At 61.6% G+C, this 14,612-nt stretch carries 13 protein-coding genes and 1 tRNA gene; 6 read left to right on the forward strand and 8 right to left on the reverse strand.

The window, feature by feature from the left end; genetic code table 11:
* Positions 1–33: 33 nt before the first annotated feature.
* Positions 34–642, forward strand: a complete 609-nt coding sequence (locus K3175_RS13915) for a DUF4126 domain-containing protein (RefSeq protein WP_221544066.1) — start codon at positions 34–36, stop codon at positions 640–642.
* Here the strand turns inward: K3175_RS13915 and metW are convergent.
* The 3 genes from metW to metX are packed head-to-tail and all read right to left on the reverse strand — an operon-like array spanning position 632 to position 2,738.
* Positions 632–1,216, reverse strand: coding sequence for a methionine biosynthesis protein MetW (gene metW, locus K3175_RS13920; protein WP_221544067.1), 585 nt, complete (start codon positions 1,214–1,216; stop codon positions 632–634). The genes K3175_RS13915 and metW overlap by 11 nt on opposite strands.
* Complete coding sequence (locus tag K3175_RS13925; RefSeq protein ID WP_221544068.1) at positions 1,213–1,638, reverse strand: GNAT family N-acetyltransferase; 426 nt, start codon at positions 1,636–1,638, stop codon at positions 1,213–1,215. Before K3175_RS13925 ends, metW begins: the two co-directional genes overlap by 4 nt.
* A complete protein-coding gene (gene metX, locus K3175_RS13930) occupies positions 1,635–2,738 on the reverse strand; it encodes a homoserine O-acetyltransferase MetX (RefSeq protein WP_221544069.1) in 1,104 nt (367 codons plus the stop codon). The genes K3175_RS13925 and metX overlap by 4 nt, the downstream gene beginning before the upstream one ends.
* 69 nt (positions 2,739–2,807) lie before the next feature.
* On the opposite strand from metX, the gene hisC reads away from it, so the two are divergent.
* Positions 2,808–3,905 (forward strand): histidinol-phosphate transaminase, encoded by a 1,098-nt coding sequence (hisC, locus tag K3175_RS13935; RefSeq protein ID WP_221544070.1) that lies wholly within the window; start codon positions 2,808–2,810, stop codon positions 3,903–3,905.
* Here the strand turns inward: hisC and K3175_RS13940 are convergent.
* The 4 genes from K3175_RS13940 to ftsE are packed head-to-tail and all read right to left on the reverse strand — an operon-like array spanning position 3,902 to position 6,825.
* Positions 3,902–4,582: a lysophospholipid acyltransferase family protein gene (locus K3175_RS13940; protein ID WP_221544071.1), complete on the reverse strand. Its 681-nt coding sequence runs from the start codon at positions 4,580–4,582 to the stop codon at positions 3,902–3,904. The genes hisC and K3175_RS13940 overlap by 4 nt on opposite strands.
* On the reverse strand, positions 4,566–5,168 hold the full coding sequence (locus K3175_RS13945; RefSeq protein WP_221544072.1) for a YdcF family protein: 603 nt from the start codon (positions 5,166–5,168) through the stop codon (positions 4,566–4,568). The genes K3175_RS13940 and K3175_RS13945 overlap by 17 nt, the downstream gene beginning before the upstream one ends.
* A complete protein-coding gene (locus K3175_RS13950; protein WP_221544073.1) occupies positions 5,165–6,097 on the reverse strand; it encodes a cell division protein FtsX in 933 nt (310 codons plus the stop codon). Before K3175_RS13950 ends, K3175_RS13945 begins: the two co-directional genes overlap by 4 nt.
* Complete coding sequence (gene ftsE / locus K3175_RS13955) at positions 6,094–6,825, reverse strand: cell division ATP-binding protein FtsE (protein WP_221544074.1); 732 nt, start codon at positions 6,823–6,825, stop codon at positions 6,094–6,096. The genes K3175_RS13950 and ftsE overlap by 4 nt, the downstream gene beginning before the upstream one ends.
* Before the next feature lie 159 nt (positions 6,826–6,984).
* Between ftsE and K3175_RS14245 the strand changes: the two genes are divergently transcribed.
* From K3175_RS14245 to K3175_RS13975, 4 genes are all read left to right on the forward strand, one after another.
* Positions 6,985–8,001 (forward strand): zinc-ribbon domain-containing protein, encoded by a 1,017-nt coding sequence (locus K3175_RS14245; protein ID WP_247710901.1) that lies wholly within the window; start codon positions 6,985–6,987, stop codon positions 7,999–8,001.
* Positions 8,002–8,118: 117 nt separating this feature from the next.
* Positions 8,119–8,205, forward strand: a tRNA-Leu gene (locus tag K3175_RS13965).
* 128 nt (positions 8,206–8,333) lie between these two features.
* A complete protein-coding gene (locus K3175_RS13970; RefSeq protein WP_247710902.1) occupies positions 8,334–10,439 on the forward strand; it encodes a glycosyl transferase family protein in 2,106 nt (701 codons plus the stop codon).
* 163 nt (positions 10,440–10,602) lie between these two features.
* The gene (locus K3175_RS13975) at positions 10,603–11,775 is read left to right on the forward strand and encodes an NfrA family protein (protein ID WP_221544076.1); all 1,173 of its coding nucleotides are present in this window, start codon (positions 10,603–10,605) and stop codon (positions 11,773–11,775) included.
* Between the two features lie 6 nt (positions 11,776–11,781).
* Here K3175_RS13975 and K3175_RS13980 read toward each other — a convergent pair whose 3' ends face one another.
* Complete coding sequence (locus tag K3175_RS13980) at positions 11,782–14,556, reverse strand: phosphoenolpyruvate carboxylase (protein ID WP_221544077.1); 2,775 nt, start codon at positions 14,554–14,556, stop codon at positions 11,782–11,784.
* Between the last annotated feature and the right edge of the window lie 56 nt (positions 14,557–14,612).

The following is a 14,612-nucleotide window of genomic DNA, read 5'->3' on the forward strand; positions in this document are numbered from 1 at the left end:
GCGGCATCATCGCGCACTGACAGGAGGATGGATATGGGCGTGATGGAAATCATCGGGATAGCCGGCAGCGTCAGCCTGCTGGCGGGCTGGCGGCTCTATCTCAGCATCTTTGCCACCGGCCTTGCCATGCGGCTTGGCGCGCTGCCGCTGCCCGAACATCTGCAGAGCCTCGATGCGCTGGCCAACCCCTGGGTGATGGGCATTGCCGCCATTGCCGCGCTGGCCGAATTCTTCGCCGACAAGGTGATGTGGCTCGACAGCGCGTGGGACGCGGTACACACTTTCGTGCGGCCGGTGGGCGGCGCGCTGCTGGCGCTGGCGATCGTCGACCCGTCCGATCCGGCCACGCAGGTGGTGGCCTTCCTGCTCGGCGGCGGCGCGGCGCTGACGGCCCATGCGGGCAAGGCGGGGGCGCGGGGCGTGGTCAATGCCAGCCACGAACCGGTGAGCAATGTGGCGGTGTCTACCGTTGAGGACGTGGCGACCGCGGGCCTGCTCTATGCCGCTTATGAATACCCCTATGTCGCGGGCGGTATCGCGGTTGTCCTCCTGGCCGTCATCGTCTGGATGATCTGGCTGGCGCGCAAGATCGTGCGCAGCCTGTTTCGCCGCAAACCCATGGACCCGCCTGTCAGCGGCTGAGCTGGAACACCGCGAATTCGGCGCGCAAATTCACCCCGGCGCGGACGGGCGACCCATTGGCGAAGAACCATTCGCGTTCGACATGCGCGCCTTTCTGGCGCGCGAGCTCGCGAAAATCGCTGACCGTGACGTGGTGGATATTGGGCGTTTCGTACCAGCTGACCGGGATCGCGCGGGTCACCGGCATGCGCCCGTGCAGCATCAGCGCCGACCGGGTGCGCCAATGGGCGAAATTGGGAAAGCTGACGAAGGCCTGGCGGCCCACGCGCAGCAATTGATCGAGCATCAGGTCGGGGCGCAGCGCGGTCTGCAGCGTCTGGCTGAGCACGGCATAATCGAACCCCTTGTCGGGATAATCAGCGAGGTCGCGGTTGGCATCGCCCTGGACCACCGACAGCCCCTGCGCCACGCAGCGTTCGACACAGGTGCCGTCGATTTCCATCCCGCGCGCGTCCACCTGCTTGGTATCGCGCAAATTGGCGAGAAGGGCCCCGTCGCCGCAGCCGATGTCGAGCACGCGGCTGCCCGCACCGATCGCCCCGGCGATGGCTTCGAGATCAGGCCGCAGGCTCATTGGTATACGTCCGGGAAATGGCGCTGCATCATGATCGAAGGGTCTGGCACGTCGGTCCAGCCCATGCCGCGATATAGGCTGTGCGCATCTTTCGTCGCCAGCAGCCACCGGCGCAGGCCCTGAAGATCGGGATGATCCTGCAGCCGGGCGACCATGGCCTGAGCCAGTCCCTTGCCGCGATGCGCATCGAGAACATAGACATCCGCCAGATATGCGAACGTCGCCCGGTCGGTGACCACCCGGGCGAAACCGACCTGCGCATCATCATGCCAGACCGCTACGCACAGGCTGTTGTCCAGCGCGCGGCGCACCGTCTCCAGCGGTATGCCGAGCGACCAATAGCTCTGCGAAAGGAAGGCGTGTGCCGCCACGGCATCGATCCGATCGAAACTGATGTCGTATCGGTTCCTGCTCTCGCTCATTCGATGAAGCCTTTCACCACGCGGTCGAGCGCGGGGACATCCAGCAGGAAGCTGTCGTGCCCATGCGGCGCCGACAGTTCGACGAAGCTGACCGCGGCGCCTGCGGCGTTGAGCGCGCGCACGACATGGCGGCTTTCCGCCGTGGGGTAGAGCCAGTCGCTGTCGAAGCTGACGAGGCAGAAACGTGCAGCCGTACCCGCGAAAGCATTGGCCAGCTTGCCGCCATTTTCTTCGGCGAGATCGAAATAATCCATCGCGCGGGTGATATAGAGATAGCTGTTGGCGTCGAAACGCTGGGTGAAGCCATTGCCCTGATAGCGCAGATAGCTTTCGACCTGGAAATCCGCATCGAAGCCGAAGCTCTTGGCCCCTCTCGTGCCATCCGGCCGGTCCTGGAGATTGCGGCCGAATTTCGCGGTCAGCGCCTCTTCCGATAGATAGGTGATATGCGCCGCCATGCGCGCCACGGCCAGCCCGTTGTCGGGCGCCTCGCCGCCGTAATAATCGCCCTTGTTCCACCGCGGATCGGCCATGATCGCCTGGCGTCCCAGCTCGTGGAAGGCGATGTTCTGGGCCGAATGGCGGCTGGTTGATGCAATCACCAGAACCCGGGCCGCGCGCTCGGGCCAGTTGGCGGCCAGGCTCAGCGCCTGCATCCCGCCCATCGATCCGCCGACGACCGTGTGCAGCTTTTCGATGCCCAGCGCATCGAGCAGGCCCACGAGCGCGCGGACCATGTCGCGGATGGTGATGACCGGAAAGCGCATGGCATAGGGCGTACCGTCCCCGGCAAGGCTGGCCGGTCCGGTGGAGCCCATGCAGCTGCCGATCACATTCGCGCAGATCACGTGATAGCGGTCCGTATCGATCGGCTTGCCGGGGCCGACCATGCGTTCCCACCAGCCCGGCTTGCCGGTGACGGGATGCGGGCTTGCGACATGCTGGTCGCCGGTCAGCGCGTGGCACAGGAGGATGGCGTTGGACCGGTCCTCGTTCAGCGTGCCGTAGGTCTGGTATGCCAGCTGCGCGCGCGCCAGCTCGCCCCCGCCATCGAGCGGCAGCGGGTTCGGCAATTCGATGGTTTTCGACGTCCCGGCCATGGGCGATGCTCTAACGCTGCGCGGCGCGCTTGTCGAAGGGCTGTTTTGCTTTATTGGCCTTCAACCGAGATGGCAGACAAACCGCAGATGAAACTCTGGATCGAAAAGATCCACGCCTATGTCCCCGGCAAGAGCAAGGGGGCCGACGGACGCGAGCTGATCAAGCTTTCGGCCAATGAGAACCCGCTTGGCTGCAGCGAGGCGGCGCTGGCGGCGCTGGCCGAACCGGCAGGGCCCGCGCGCTATCCCGATCCCGATTCCACCGCGCTGCGCGCCAAGATAGGCCAGGTGCACGGAATCGATCCGGCGCGGATCGTGTGCGGCACCGGCTCGGACGAATTGCTCAATCTGGCGGCACAGGCCTTTGCCGGGCCGGGGGATGAGGTGCTCTATGCGCGCTATTCCTTTGTGGTCTACGAAATCGCCGCGCGCCGCTGCGGGGCGACGCCGGTGGAGGCGCCAGATGTCGATTACGCCACCGATGTGGACGCGCTGCTGGAAGCGGTGACCGATCGCACGCGCGTTGTGTTCCTAGCCAATCCCAACAATCCGACCGGCACCTATCTGCCGCGAGCCGAGATCGAGCGGCTGCATGCCGGCCTGCCCGGCGATGTGCTGCTGGTGGTCGACCAGGCTTACGGCGAATACCTCGCGCAGGGCGAAGACGATGGGGCCATGGCGCTGGCCGCGGCGCATGACAACCTTCTGGTTACACGAACCTTTTCAAAGATTTACGGTCTGGCGGGCGAGCGGATCGGCTGGGCCACCGGGGCTCCGCATCTCGTCGATGCGCTCAACCGCATCCGCGGGCCGTTCAACGTTACCGCCTCGGGCCAGAAAGCCGCCATCGCCGGGCTGGACGATCAGGCCTTCGTCGCCCGCTCGCGGGAAGAGAACCGGCGCGAGCTGACGCGCTTCGCCGAAGCGATCGCGGGCATGGGCAATCACGGGCTGCGAGGCGTGCCAAGCAAGGCCAACTTCCTGCTCGTCCTCTTCGAAGGCCGGCTGACTGCCGAAGCCGCGCTCGCCGCGCTGGCCGAAGGCGGCTACGCCGTGCGCCACCTGCCCGGCCAAGGCCTCCCCCAAGCCCTGCGCATCACCATCGGCACCGCCCGCCATATGGATGAGATTGCTGAACTTCTGCGCCGCGCTGCCGAAGCCGCCTAGTCGTTCAGCGCGTTGATCGCGTCGAGCACGCGGGCCTCGATCTCCGCACGCGGCAGGCCCGGCGAGATCGGCTCGCCGAAGCGATAGGTGATCCTGCCCGGCCGTTTGAGACCGTGCTGATAGACTGGACCGCTATCCACCGCGACCGGGACCACTGGCAGACCAAGCATCTTGTAGAGGCCCGCAAAGCCTGCCTGCAGCGGTCGCCGCTCGCCATGCGGGACTCTGGTGCCCTCAGGGAAAATGACCAGCGGGCGTCCGTCGGCAGCCATCCGCTTCGCGCTGCGGATCATGCCCATCAGCATCTTGGCGCCCTGATCTCGGGCAACAGGGATGAGCCCGTATGCGAGCGCTGCGCGGCCCCAGCCCGGGATGGAGAAAAGTTCCTGCTTGGCAAAGACCGAGGGGCTGTCCAGCAGATTGGGTGCATCGATCGCTTCGAAGAAGCTTTCGTGCTTGATCGCATAAAGGGCGGGCTCGTCCAGCGGCGCGCCTTCGATGACCACATCGGCCCCGATCACGTGCTTGAGCAACCAGCGCTGCCACTGCCCCCAGTTACGCACCCGCCGACGAAAGGCATCGAGCGAGAAAGGCGCGCTCGCAAGCGAGGCCGCGGTTATGCAGATGGAGCCCAGATAGAAGAGCGGATAGAATATCAGGTTACGTACCAGGAGCATCCGGCATGTCCGATGTCGCTTCGGTGTTGTCCTGTCCGCCCGAGACGCTTGCAAAATCGTCGGGCAGGCCCTGGGAGATGACCGATGCGATCAGCTTGTTGTATTCAAGGAAAAGCGTGCCAAGCGTGGGGTGCGAGGTGACTGCATCCTTCACCACGCTGATGCTGTCGGGCAATGTTTCGGTGACCTCCGAAAAGGCGCGCGCCATGTGCCAGTCAGTGGTCACCAGGCGCGCGGAGGAGAATTGCTTCTCCTTCATCCACTGAGTTACCTCGCCTGCATTGCTGCGCGTGTCCACCGCCAGAAAGCCTAGCGTCACGCAGCAATCCATGGTGCGGCGCGGGACTTCGAACTGCGCGGCGAATTCTTCGGGTTTCACCTCTGGATCCACGCCGGAAACGAACATCTCTTCTGCCAGTCCCTGATCGACGACCTCCAGCCCCCGGGCGATCCGGCCCGGGCCTCCGGTCAACACGATGACGGCGTCCGTTTCGACCTTGGAAGCGGGCTGCGGAAGCGTGACCGCGAAGGCGAGGAAGCCAAACGCATAAACCAGAAAAACGGTGGCAAACAGACGCAGGATCACAGCGATTTCCGCAGGGATGAAAGCAAGGTCATGCGCGCCGTGTAGACTGCAATCGCGACGGCGAAAAGCGGCACGAGGGCAATCAGCACCCAATCAATCGCCATCAGTTGCCCGCCAGCCACCATTCCCGATTGCAGGGCCGCAAACTGGCGCGCCAGCAGCGATGTCGCTCCGATCCCGACGATAAAGCCGAGAAGTCCCCCGATCACGGAGTCGAGCAGAACCGAACGCTGGAAAATACGCGCGATCTGGTCGTCATTGCCGCCCAGCAGATGGACTATCTCAATGGTGTCCCGATTACCGCCCAATGCATTGCGCGCGGCAAGCCAGACTGCGGCAGCACCGACAATCCCGAGTGTGACGATGAGCGTCAGCGCCATCCATTTGAGCGCGGAGAGAGCGGAGAGAACAGGGGCGAGCCAATGGGCCTGGGCATCAATCCGCGCGCGCGGCGCCACCTGCTGCAGCGCTTGTTCGATTGCGGCATAGGTCCGCTCGTTTCCTGTCCCGCGCAATTTCACATCGATGAGGCCGGGGAAAGGGACGATCTCGCTCTCGCTTGCCGTGCCCAGCCAAGGCTCAAGAGTGGCGGCGACCTCTTCCTCGGGCACCACTCTGAACCCGGCAATCGCCGGAAGCTGGGCAAGAACGTCGGTCGCCGCGGCAACCTGCCTTGATCTGACTTCGGAATCCGGTTCAATAATCTGGACCGTGGCGCTACCGGCCACTTCGCCGCGTGCTGCGGAGACCATGTTGGACAGCGCCAGCGCTCCGCTGGACGCCACCACGGTGAGCGCAACCATGACTGCAATGACCCAAGGCAGCGGCCCTCCAAGCCGGGCCTTGGGCAGCAAGCCCGAAGCTTTGCGGCCTCGGAACGGAGCAAGCCCGCGGTCGACGGCGTCACCTATGGCAGGAGGGCGTTTCATGGCCTCGCACCGTTTTGTTCGCGGCGCGGTGGGTAACGCAGGGCACCGGTCGGGTCGGACAACATGCCTTTCGACAGCCGCATGATCATGCTGTCGGGCACCTTCTGCAGCAATTGAATGTCGTGAGTGGCGACCACCACCGTCGTGCCGAGCCGGTTCAGCGCTGTGAACAACCGCAACAGCTTCACTGCCATTTCCGGATCGACGTTACCGGTCGGTTCGTCGGCGATAAGGATTTCGGGCCGCCCGATGACCGCGCGGGCGATGGCGACGCGTTGTTGCTCGCCGCCCGAAAGCGTGGCGGGGCGAGCTTCGGCACGATGCGCCAGCCCGACCCACTCCAGCATGTCGGCCACCGGCTCGCGAAGGTCCGCCTCGCGGACGCCGGAAACGCGCAGCGGCAGAGCCACGTTGTCGAAAGCGGACAGGTGATCGACGAGGCGGAAATCCTGGAAGACCACACCCATCCGGCGGCGAAACGCTGGCAGCTTGTCGCGCGGCAAAGTGATCACGTCGCGGCCGAACATCCGGATGCCCCCGCGCGAAGGGCGCTGGGCCAGATAGAGCAGCTTGAGAAGCGAAGTTTTGCCCGCGCCGCTGGCGCCGGTGAGAAAATAGAAGCGGCTCGAAAAGAGCGTGAAGGAGATATTGGACAGCACTTCGCGTTCGGTGCCGTAACGCAAACCGACATTGTCGAATTGGACGATCGCCTCTTCGCGCATGCTCATCGCGCCAAATTCCGGGAGGTTTCAAGGAAAACTGATGCCGCCATGGTTCGGGGCGAGCCTATAACGGGCCTTCGCTGGGGAAAAAAGCCATTCAGGGCTTTCGCGCACAGTTCCGCCGCTTGTGGTGATTCGCGGGTCACGATAGAGCTTCTTTCCACGATGATTATTGCCTGTCCGGCCTGCAATACCCGCTACGTCGTGCCCGACAATGCCATTGGCATGGATGGCCGAACGGTTCGCTGTGCCAAATGCAAGCATTCGTGGTTCCAGGAAGGCGCGGAAGAAGAAGGCGCTGTCCAGCCTGCAGCCTCATCCAGGGAGCCGGTGCAGCCCGAACCCGCCCAGGATGCCGGCGCAGCATCGGTTGTCGGAACCGGTCCGGATAAGGAAACGTCGAGGCAGGAAAACCGCAACAGGTCTTCGTTCGGAAGCGAAGAGGATCAAGGAGCAGGCGCCAATCCCGAGCCGGTTTCGCTAGCAGCCAGTGCGCCTGACACAGAGCAGCCGGAGCCTTCGTCGCCCCCGCCGCCGCAGCGGCGTCGACCAGTCGAGCGCGCGCAGGAGAGCGAGGGCGAGACTGGCGCGAAGCAGGAGATGCGGCAGCCCGATTTCGATGAGCGCCCGCCTCCCTCATTCGGCGAGGGTCGACATGAAGAGAGGGGCCCGAATTTCGACGCTCCATCCGAAGACCAGGTCCATGAAGACGATCTGATTTCTCGGTTCGACCATTCGCCGCCGTTCGGCCCGGGCCGCAATCGCCTAAGAATGTGGACATGGGCGGCGGCGATCTTTGCGTTGCTGGCGGCAGGCGCAATTTTCGCCATGTCGCGTTACGGAACGCCCGAATGGTGGCCAGTGGAACAGCCGCTTTTCGGCGAGGCACAGCCCGACCTCTCGCTATCTTTCCCGTCAGACGCTCAGCGCTGGCGCGAACTGGAAAACAAGACGTGGATGTTTACCGCACGCATCGAAGTGACGAACAATGCGCGCGAAGCGCGGCGTCTGCCGCCGGTGCTGATCGTTATGCTCAACGAGCGTGAGGACCAGATTTACAGCTGGGTCGTCCAGCCACCGCAGCCCACCCTTGCTCCCGGTGAAACGGTAACCATCGACGAGGCGCGGACCGACGTTCCGCGCGGTGCCGTCTATGCCGATGTCGGCTGGGCTCCTCTCTAGACAAATCTTTCGAAATAGGTGCTTGCCGCCCAGTCGGACCGCTGCTAGGGGCGCGCTCCTACCGGCGGAAGCAGGTGGTCTCACCCATGTGAGATTCGCTTCCGATACAGACTGTGTGCGGTCGTGGCGGAACTGGTAGACGCGCAACGTTGAGGTCGTTGTGGCCGAAAGGCCGTGGAAGTTCGAGTCTTCTCGACCGCACCAACAGTTTCAATACTGTCCCAAAATCTTACGGTACCTAAGACGATCTGCGAAATCGGTGGAATTGCGCCTGCCGATAGTAAATCCTTTGCCTTAGCAAAATACGTCTAAGTATTAAGGGTCGCTAATAAATGGGTCTGGGGGTAAATACTCTACAGTGGGCTGCGCTTGTCGTGGCAACACTCATCGCATTGTCTTCCATCGATGATCTTTTTGTCGATGCCGTATTCTGGGCGATTGTCCTGAAGCGCAAAATACTGCGATTGCGCAGACCTGGCCCCGCGTCCGCAGAATCGATTGTCGAAAAGATCGAAGCCCCGCTGGCGATCATGTTGCCGGCTTGGAAAGAATTCGATGTGATTGAGAGCATGATCCAGAATGCGGCAAGTGCATTGGCATACCGTAACTACTTTATCTTTGTCGGCACCTACGCCAACGACGCTGAAACCATCGAGGCCGTCGAGAGGGTCGCTCAGCGGTATAAGCAGGTTCGTCATGTAAAGCTTCCTCATGACGGTCCGACCTGCAAGGCAGACTGCCTCAACTTCATCATTGCAGACATTATCGCGTTCGAAAAAAGCCGGGAAATAGAGTTCGCGGGTGCGGTGCTGCATGACAGTGAAGATGTATTGCACCCGCTGGAGCTGCACCTCTTCAATTATCTGCTGCCTTACAAAGACATGATCCAGCTGCCGGTCGTCAGCCTAGAGCAGCGTTACTCCGATTTCGTCGCTGGCACTTATATGGACGAGTTCGCCGAATGGCATGCCAAGGATCTGCTGGTCCGGCAGAGGTTAGCCAAGGTGGTGCCGTCGGCAGGTGTCGGCACTTGCTTTTCCCGCCGAGCGATCGGCGCGCTTCTTGAAGCCGGCCAACCCTTCAATACCGATACGCTGACGGAAGATTACGATATCGGAAACCGGCTCGCGGAGCGGGGGATGAAATCTGTAATCGAATTCTATCCGGTGGAATTCAGGACGCGTCGCGGGGCTTTCTTCGGTTTCGGCCCGGATCGGATGGTAACATTCAGCATGCCTCTGTGCGTTCGTGAGCATTTCCCCAACACATTCAGGACGAGTTACCGGCAGAAGGCCCGCTGGATCCTTGGAATTACCATTCAAGGCTGGTTGCAGCTGGGATGGAACCGCTCGCTCACATCGAATTACTTTCTGTTCCGCGATCGCAAGGCGCTCTTCACTCCTACCCTGACGATGACCGCTTATCTGCTAGTGCTGGCCTATCTGGGCGTCAGCCTTCACGCCTTTCTAGCAGGAAATCCGCCGGTTACGCTTTTCTCGGGGCATTGGCTCGAAACCGCTTTGTTGTGGTTCAATCTTGCTGCTCTGGGAGCGAGGATGGGACAACGCATCTTCTTCGTCGAGCGGATTTATGGCTGGGGGCACGCTGTTATGTCCATGCCTCGTGTATTCGTGCTCAGCTTCATTAATTTCGCTGCCTCGATGCGCGCGATCCGCATTTTTATCGTCAGCAGGTTGCGAGGAAATTCGATTGCCTGGGATAAGACCATGCATCGCTTTCCATCCGACGAATGGCTCGGCGAGGACCGGCGCAGGATTGGTGAAATCCTTCTTTCGTGGGAAGCGGTCACTCCGCCTGCGTTGGAAAAGGCTCTGCGCGCTCAGAAACTCAAGGGCGGTATGATCGGCGACTTGCTGATCCTCGATGGCGCCATAGACGAGGAAATGCTCGCCGATGCGCTCGCCACCCAGAGCCAGTTGCCACGCGCCGAATTGAACCTGGAGATGGTCGAAGAGAATCTTCATCTCTTCAATGAGGAAATCATGGCAAGATACAGTGTCCTGCCATTCGGGGTTGCGAAGGACGGGCATGTCATGCTCGCAGTGATCAGGCCCCTTCCATCAGTTGAAAAGGACTGGCTGCGGTCTCGCCTGAGTCGACCTTTTCGCCAATATATCGTCAGGGAAAGCGTATTGCGCGCCATAATGTCTAATTTGGTCGAGCAACCGAACTGGGCTGCCCCCATTCCGCCGGTGCCAAAGGTTCACGAATGGCTGGTCGACCAAAAGCTCCTGTCCAAACGTAAGCTACGCTCTGCCCTCCAGGACTACGATATTGCGAGCGACGGTACCATTGCGCAGTACTTGGTCGCAAAAGGCGTAATTACCCAACATTTGCTGAACGATGCGATGGCCGCGCGCGCAGAATTGATCGAGAAGCACCGCAAAGAAATTCAGAAGGATCTTGTCCGTGCGTAGCCTCTATATATTCGCCGCTTTAGCATGCGTTCTGTCTGCACCGGTACATGGTCAGGATGGCGGACCGTTCGCCGACTTTGACGCTGGGAGATTTGAGGAAGCTGCGAGCGGAGCAGAAGAGGCTTTGGCTGCCGACAGTAAAAATCCTGTCCTATGGGCCCTCTTGGCCGAAGCCAGAGCGAAGCTCAGTGCGCATTCGGCAGCGGCTCAAGCTTTCGCCCTCGCTGCGCAGCATGAGGTCAAGGTCGACGCGCGAAGCTATTATCTGCGCGCGCAAGCGCTTCAACTGGTTTATGCCGGGCAGCACGCCGAAGCGCGCCGTGTCATTCGCACGGCCATGGCAGAAACGGCACTTACTTCAGTCGACACGCTCGACTGGGCGATGGTCGCAATCGCAGCCAAGGACGATGCGGCGGCGCAAGAGCTTCTCGGCGATGAGACCCTTTACCAAGGCTTCACGCGCCAGACTGCACTCGACGCTGGATACAGCGCCAAGCGGGAGGGGCTGGATAAGCGGGCGGTTCGTTTCTTTGAAAAGGGTCTCTTTCTCGACGAGACCGAGACTGACCGTCTGTCAGACGAAGATCGTGAGAGCATTCGCCGTGAGATTCGCGAGCTGACCCGCGACTGGTCGATCATCGGCCAGATCAGCTACAGCACATCGGGGAGGCCTGCCACGCTCGGCGTGTTGCCAGACGAGGATCAGCGCTCACTCCAGGTCGGCGCCGAAGTATCGCGCCGTATCGGCGGATGGCGCAACGGGCGACCGTTCAGCGTGTTTGGCCGCACTTACCATTCCGAATTTCTCGATGACGACGCTTTTGCAAATGATGCGACACAGGGCTGGCTCGGTGTACGCTACAAACCGTTTTCCAGTCTCAATCTGAATGTCGAAGGAAGCCGCCTCATTGGTTTGGACAAGGAGGGCATCGACGACTGGTCTGTGCGTGCTGCTATATCCGGCGGGGAAGGGATCGAACCGGAATTCCCCAGAAACAACTGGAGCTATTCCCAGTTCTACGGAGACATCTCATACCTGTTCGACAATGATGTGACTTACGGCATTGCAGAAGGCCGTTATGGCCGCGCGTTTGCCATCGACAACTGGTCGACAACTTTGACTCCATATGCATTCGTCCGCGCCGGCCTGGATACCGGACGGGTCGAGGAAGGTTCACTGGGCGCCGGCGGCGGGATAGCCCTGCGACACTGGTTCGACGAAACCGCAACTACTGCGTGGCGCGGCTTTATCGAGTTCGACATCCAGGCACGCGAACGCATCGCCGGCGACGAGAGCGCAGGCGGCGTGATCGCCAGCATTACGATCGGGCGTTGACCTCTCTTATCCGTGCGCCCCGAACAGGTTTGCAATGGCGGTCGAGATACGCAGGCTGAGAGCATGCGCATCTTCGATAGGGTCGATGAAATCCCGGCGGATCGCATCGTAACCTTCGCCGCCCTCACGCGGATACTGGGCGTCTTCCTCCATGGCAAAATCGCCCGTTTCCGGGTAACTCGCGGGGAAGGCCCGGCGCATCTGCGCCAGCGCCTCGTCAATCCGGAGGGTAAATACCATCTCCAGAACATCCCTGCGGCTGATGTCATTGGCCCGGCTGAAGGCAGGGACGGATACGGCCTTGAGGAACATGTGCTGAAGCAAGGCTAGCCGGAGCGATTGAAGAACGCCGATGGTGCGGCGGACCTGTTCGCGCTCTGGATGGGGCTCCTCGTCCGGTACCAAGTCGAACAGGCGGTGGAGTTTCAGTCCGTCGACCCTCAGGCGTGAGGCGAGGCGGCGGAAAACGCCGTTACGATCATCCTGAATGAGATATTCTGCCAAGCTTTCGCAGGCATTCGCGAGGTGGTCTTCGGTGCCGCGATAGGGGCGACTCGCCCAATAGGCCGAATTGAACAGCTCACCATAAGCTGCCACCGTCTTGATGCTGGCCAAGGCATTCGATGCCCGGACCAGACGCATGATCTGGCGGCCGCGCGGCGATTCCCGCAGCAATTCGGCGATATCATCGTAATTTCCTTCGGCCGCACTGCCGATCCCTGCGATGATATTCACCGGGTAGCCGAGCTGCTGCAGAATCGCATTGTGCGGGATTGCCCGGATCTGGCGAAGACTCATTTCGCGGTCGGCCGAAAGATCCGACTGGCGCCGCGATACACGGCTCCCGGTCGAATCGAGCAGTCCGAGTCCGAAAGCGGTTACTGCCCGGCTATATGTCCGGCTGGCGAGATGATCCTGCTGATGATCTTTCACCGCCCGATAGAAATCGAGGGACAGGTCGGTTCGCCGGTAGAAAGGATCGGTCGGAGCTTCCGGGTCAGTATCTGCCGGTGCCAGCTCGGCAATCGTCGAAAGTGTCGCCCGTGCCAGTTCCGGCGTCGAGAAGAACAGGTAGCCGTCACCGCCCTGAAAACTCGCTTCGGGTTCGAGGCGAATACCTGCCCGAGCGAAGCGTCGGCGTGCCCACGGGCTCATTGGCCATTCGAGCCGGTCCTTGAAGCTTGCGGGATGGGCGCCGCGGCCCATGCCTTCGCCATGTGTATTGAAGACGAGCGCAGCGACATCGGTCATGTCATTGGCCGCCATCGCATCCGATAAACGGCCCTGAAGACGCTCGATGGCCAAGCTGGCGGGAATCTGGCCGACGAAGCGGCCAGCATCGGAGAACCCGGTCTGGATCGCTACGCGGCCGCGCTTGCGGGCGTAATCCTGGAAGGCCTCTTCGGCGAGCAGGGCATCGAGGAATCTGCCGCCATGTTCCAACGCAGTTTCGGTTTCGAAAAGCGGCGACACGTCGACCTTGTCTTCTATCCCGAAGAGCTTCGCGAAATAGAGCGCGGCAAGAACTGTCGCGGGCTGTTCGCATTCAGCGACAAGCATGCGGATCGGCGCGTCGGCATCGATATGCTTGAGCATTTGCGCCATGGCCAGAAACTGGCGCACGGCGGTACTGCTCTCGACAGCAAGCGAGGCAAAATTGGCCGAAAGCGGTTCGGCATTTTTGAGCAGGTCGCGCAAGGCACCGATGGCTCCCTGACTTCCGAGGTCGAGATCGGCCCCCCCATCGATACGCGACCGAATGGCGTTATGAAGTTGCTTCGCGTTCACTCTGAAATGAATGAGACCCATGCCCAGCCCGTCCGCCCGCATCGCGGCGGCGAGTCCTTTGAGAGCGATCGCCCTTTCCTGCTCGGCAGACAATGCTTCTTCTTCCAGCGCCTCGATGACCGGGCGGAGACTTAAGAGCTTGTCGTCGCCATCCGCGGTGAGCCGGTTGGCCGCAGCCGAGAGATCGGCGCGGTCGGACAGATCCCCCGCAAATTCGTCTGCACTGGCCTCGGTGCGTTTCTGCGCCTTGCGCAGCCTATCTACCAGGGAGTGGGAAGCATCGATCTGTGCCAACTGATCGGCATAACGTTCCAGTCGCTGCGCTTTTTCGGCGAGGCGGAAGGAAATCGAAGTATACCACTTGATGTCGGTGCGCCCGTCCATGTCGTAGCCCACCCAGCTTGCAAACCGGAAGGGCAGCGGCTCGAGTGAGCGCCACTGGTCGGGCCATTCGCTTGCCGCACATTCGAACAGGCTGGTGTTGATCGCATCCCGGGCGTCCTGAGCGTTGGCCATCGCTGCCATCGCCCGCGAATGTTCGTAACGCAGGGTAATCTCCGGGCGACCAGCTTCGACTGGCGCCACCGCATCGCCGCCGCTGGCCGCTTCGGCGACGACATCGGTCTGGGCCGGCGTAAGCAGGAAGGTCGGATGAGCGGTAAAGACCACATGCAGCTGCGGATGCGACCATCGTTCGCGGAACGCTTCGAAATCGCTCGCCCCGGTACAGAAGCCGGCCATGCGCTTCGCGGTACTTTTGGGCGTTACGAGGTCGCACATCCGGTCGGCGCGCGCTTCGAGCGAGCGCGTTTCAAGTTCTGCGATAAGCGTTGCAAAGTCATCGAGAGAGAGCTCACCCGCCTCCAGTTCGCGGGAGAGGTCGTGTGCGAGCTGGAACACGGGATTGAAAAGCGGGGTATCCTGAGTTCGCTGGTGCAAATCGCGCAGACGATGCGTGAGAGTTGCGAAAGTGAGCGGTTGCAGGCCTGGCACAGATGTTCCCCCGGGTTATGACGATGCGACGGTTCCTATACGATGAATGCGCGTAA

The organism is Qipengyuania aestuarii (assembly GCF_019711535.1).
Lineage (GTDB): Bacteria > Pseudomonadota > Alphaproteobacteria > Sphingomonadales > Sphingomonadaceae > Qipengyuania > Qipengyuania aestuarii.

What these genes read in the sequence shown, in the direction of transcription:
- K3175_RS13915 (WP_221544066.1), top strand. Translation starts at nt 34, where the DNA reads ATGGGCGTGATGGAAATCATCGGGATAGCCGGCAGCGTCAGCCTGCTG.
- metW (WP_221544067.1), bottom strand. Translation starts at nt 1,216, where the DNA reads ATGAGCCTGCGGCCTGATCTCGAAGCCATCGCCGGGGCGATCGGTGCG.
- K3175_RS13925 (WP_221544068.1), bottom strand. Translation starts at nt 1,638, where the DNA reads ATGAGCGAGAGCAGGAACCGATACGACATCAGTTTCGATCGGATCGAT.
- metX (WP_221544069.1), bottom strand. Translation starts at nt 2,738, where the DNA reads ATGGCCGGGACGTCGAAAACCATCGAATTGCCGAACCCGCTGCCGCTC.
- hisC (WP_221544070.1), top strand. Translation starts at nt 2,808, where the DNA reads ATGGCAGACAAACCGCAGATGAAACTCTGGATCGAAAAGATCCACGCC.
- K3175_RS13940 (WP_221544071.1), bottom strand. Translation starts at nt 4,582, where the DNA reads ATGCTCCTGGTACGTAACCTGATATTCTATCCGCTCTTCTATCTGGGC.
- K3175_RS13950 (WP_221544073.1), bottom strand. Translation starts at nt 6,097, where the DNA reads ATGAAACGCCCTCCTGCCATAGGTGACGCCGTCGACCGCGGGCTTGCT.
- ftsE (WP_221544074.1), bottom strand. Translation starts at nt 6,825, where the DNA reads ATGAGCATGCGCGAAGAGGCGATCGTCCAATTCGACAATGTCGGTTTG.
- K3175_RS14245 (WP_247710901.1), top strand. Translation starts at nt 6,985, where the DNA reads ATGATTATTGCCTGTCCGGCCTGCAATACCCGCTACGTCGTGCCCGAC.
- K3175_RS13970 (WP_247710902.1), top strand. Translation starts at nt 8,334, where the DNA reads ATGGGTCTGGGGGTAAATACTCTACAGTGGGCTGCGCTTGTCGTGGCA.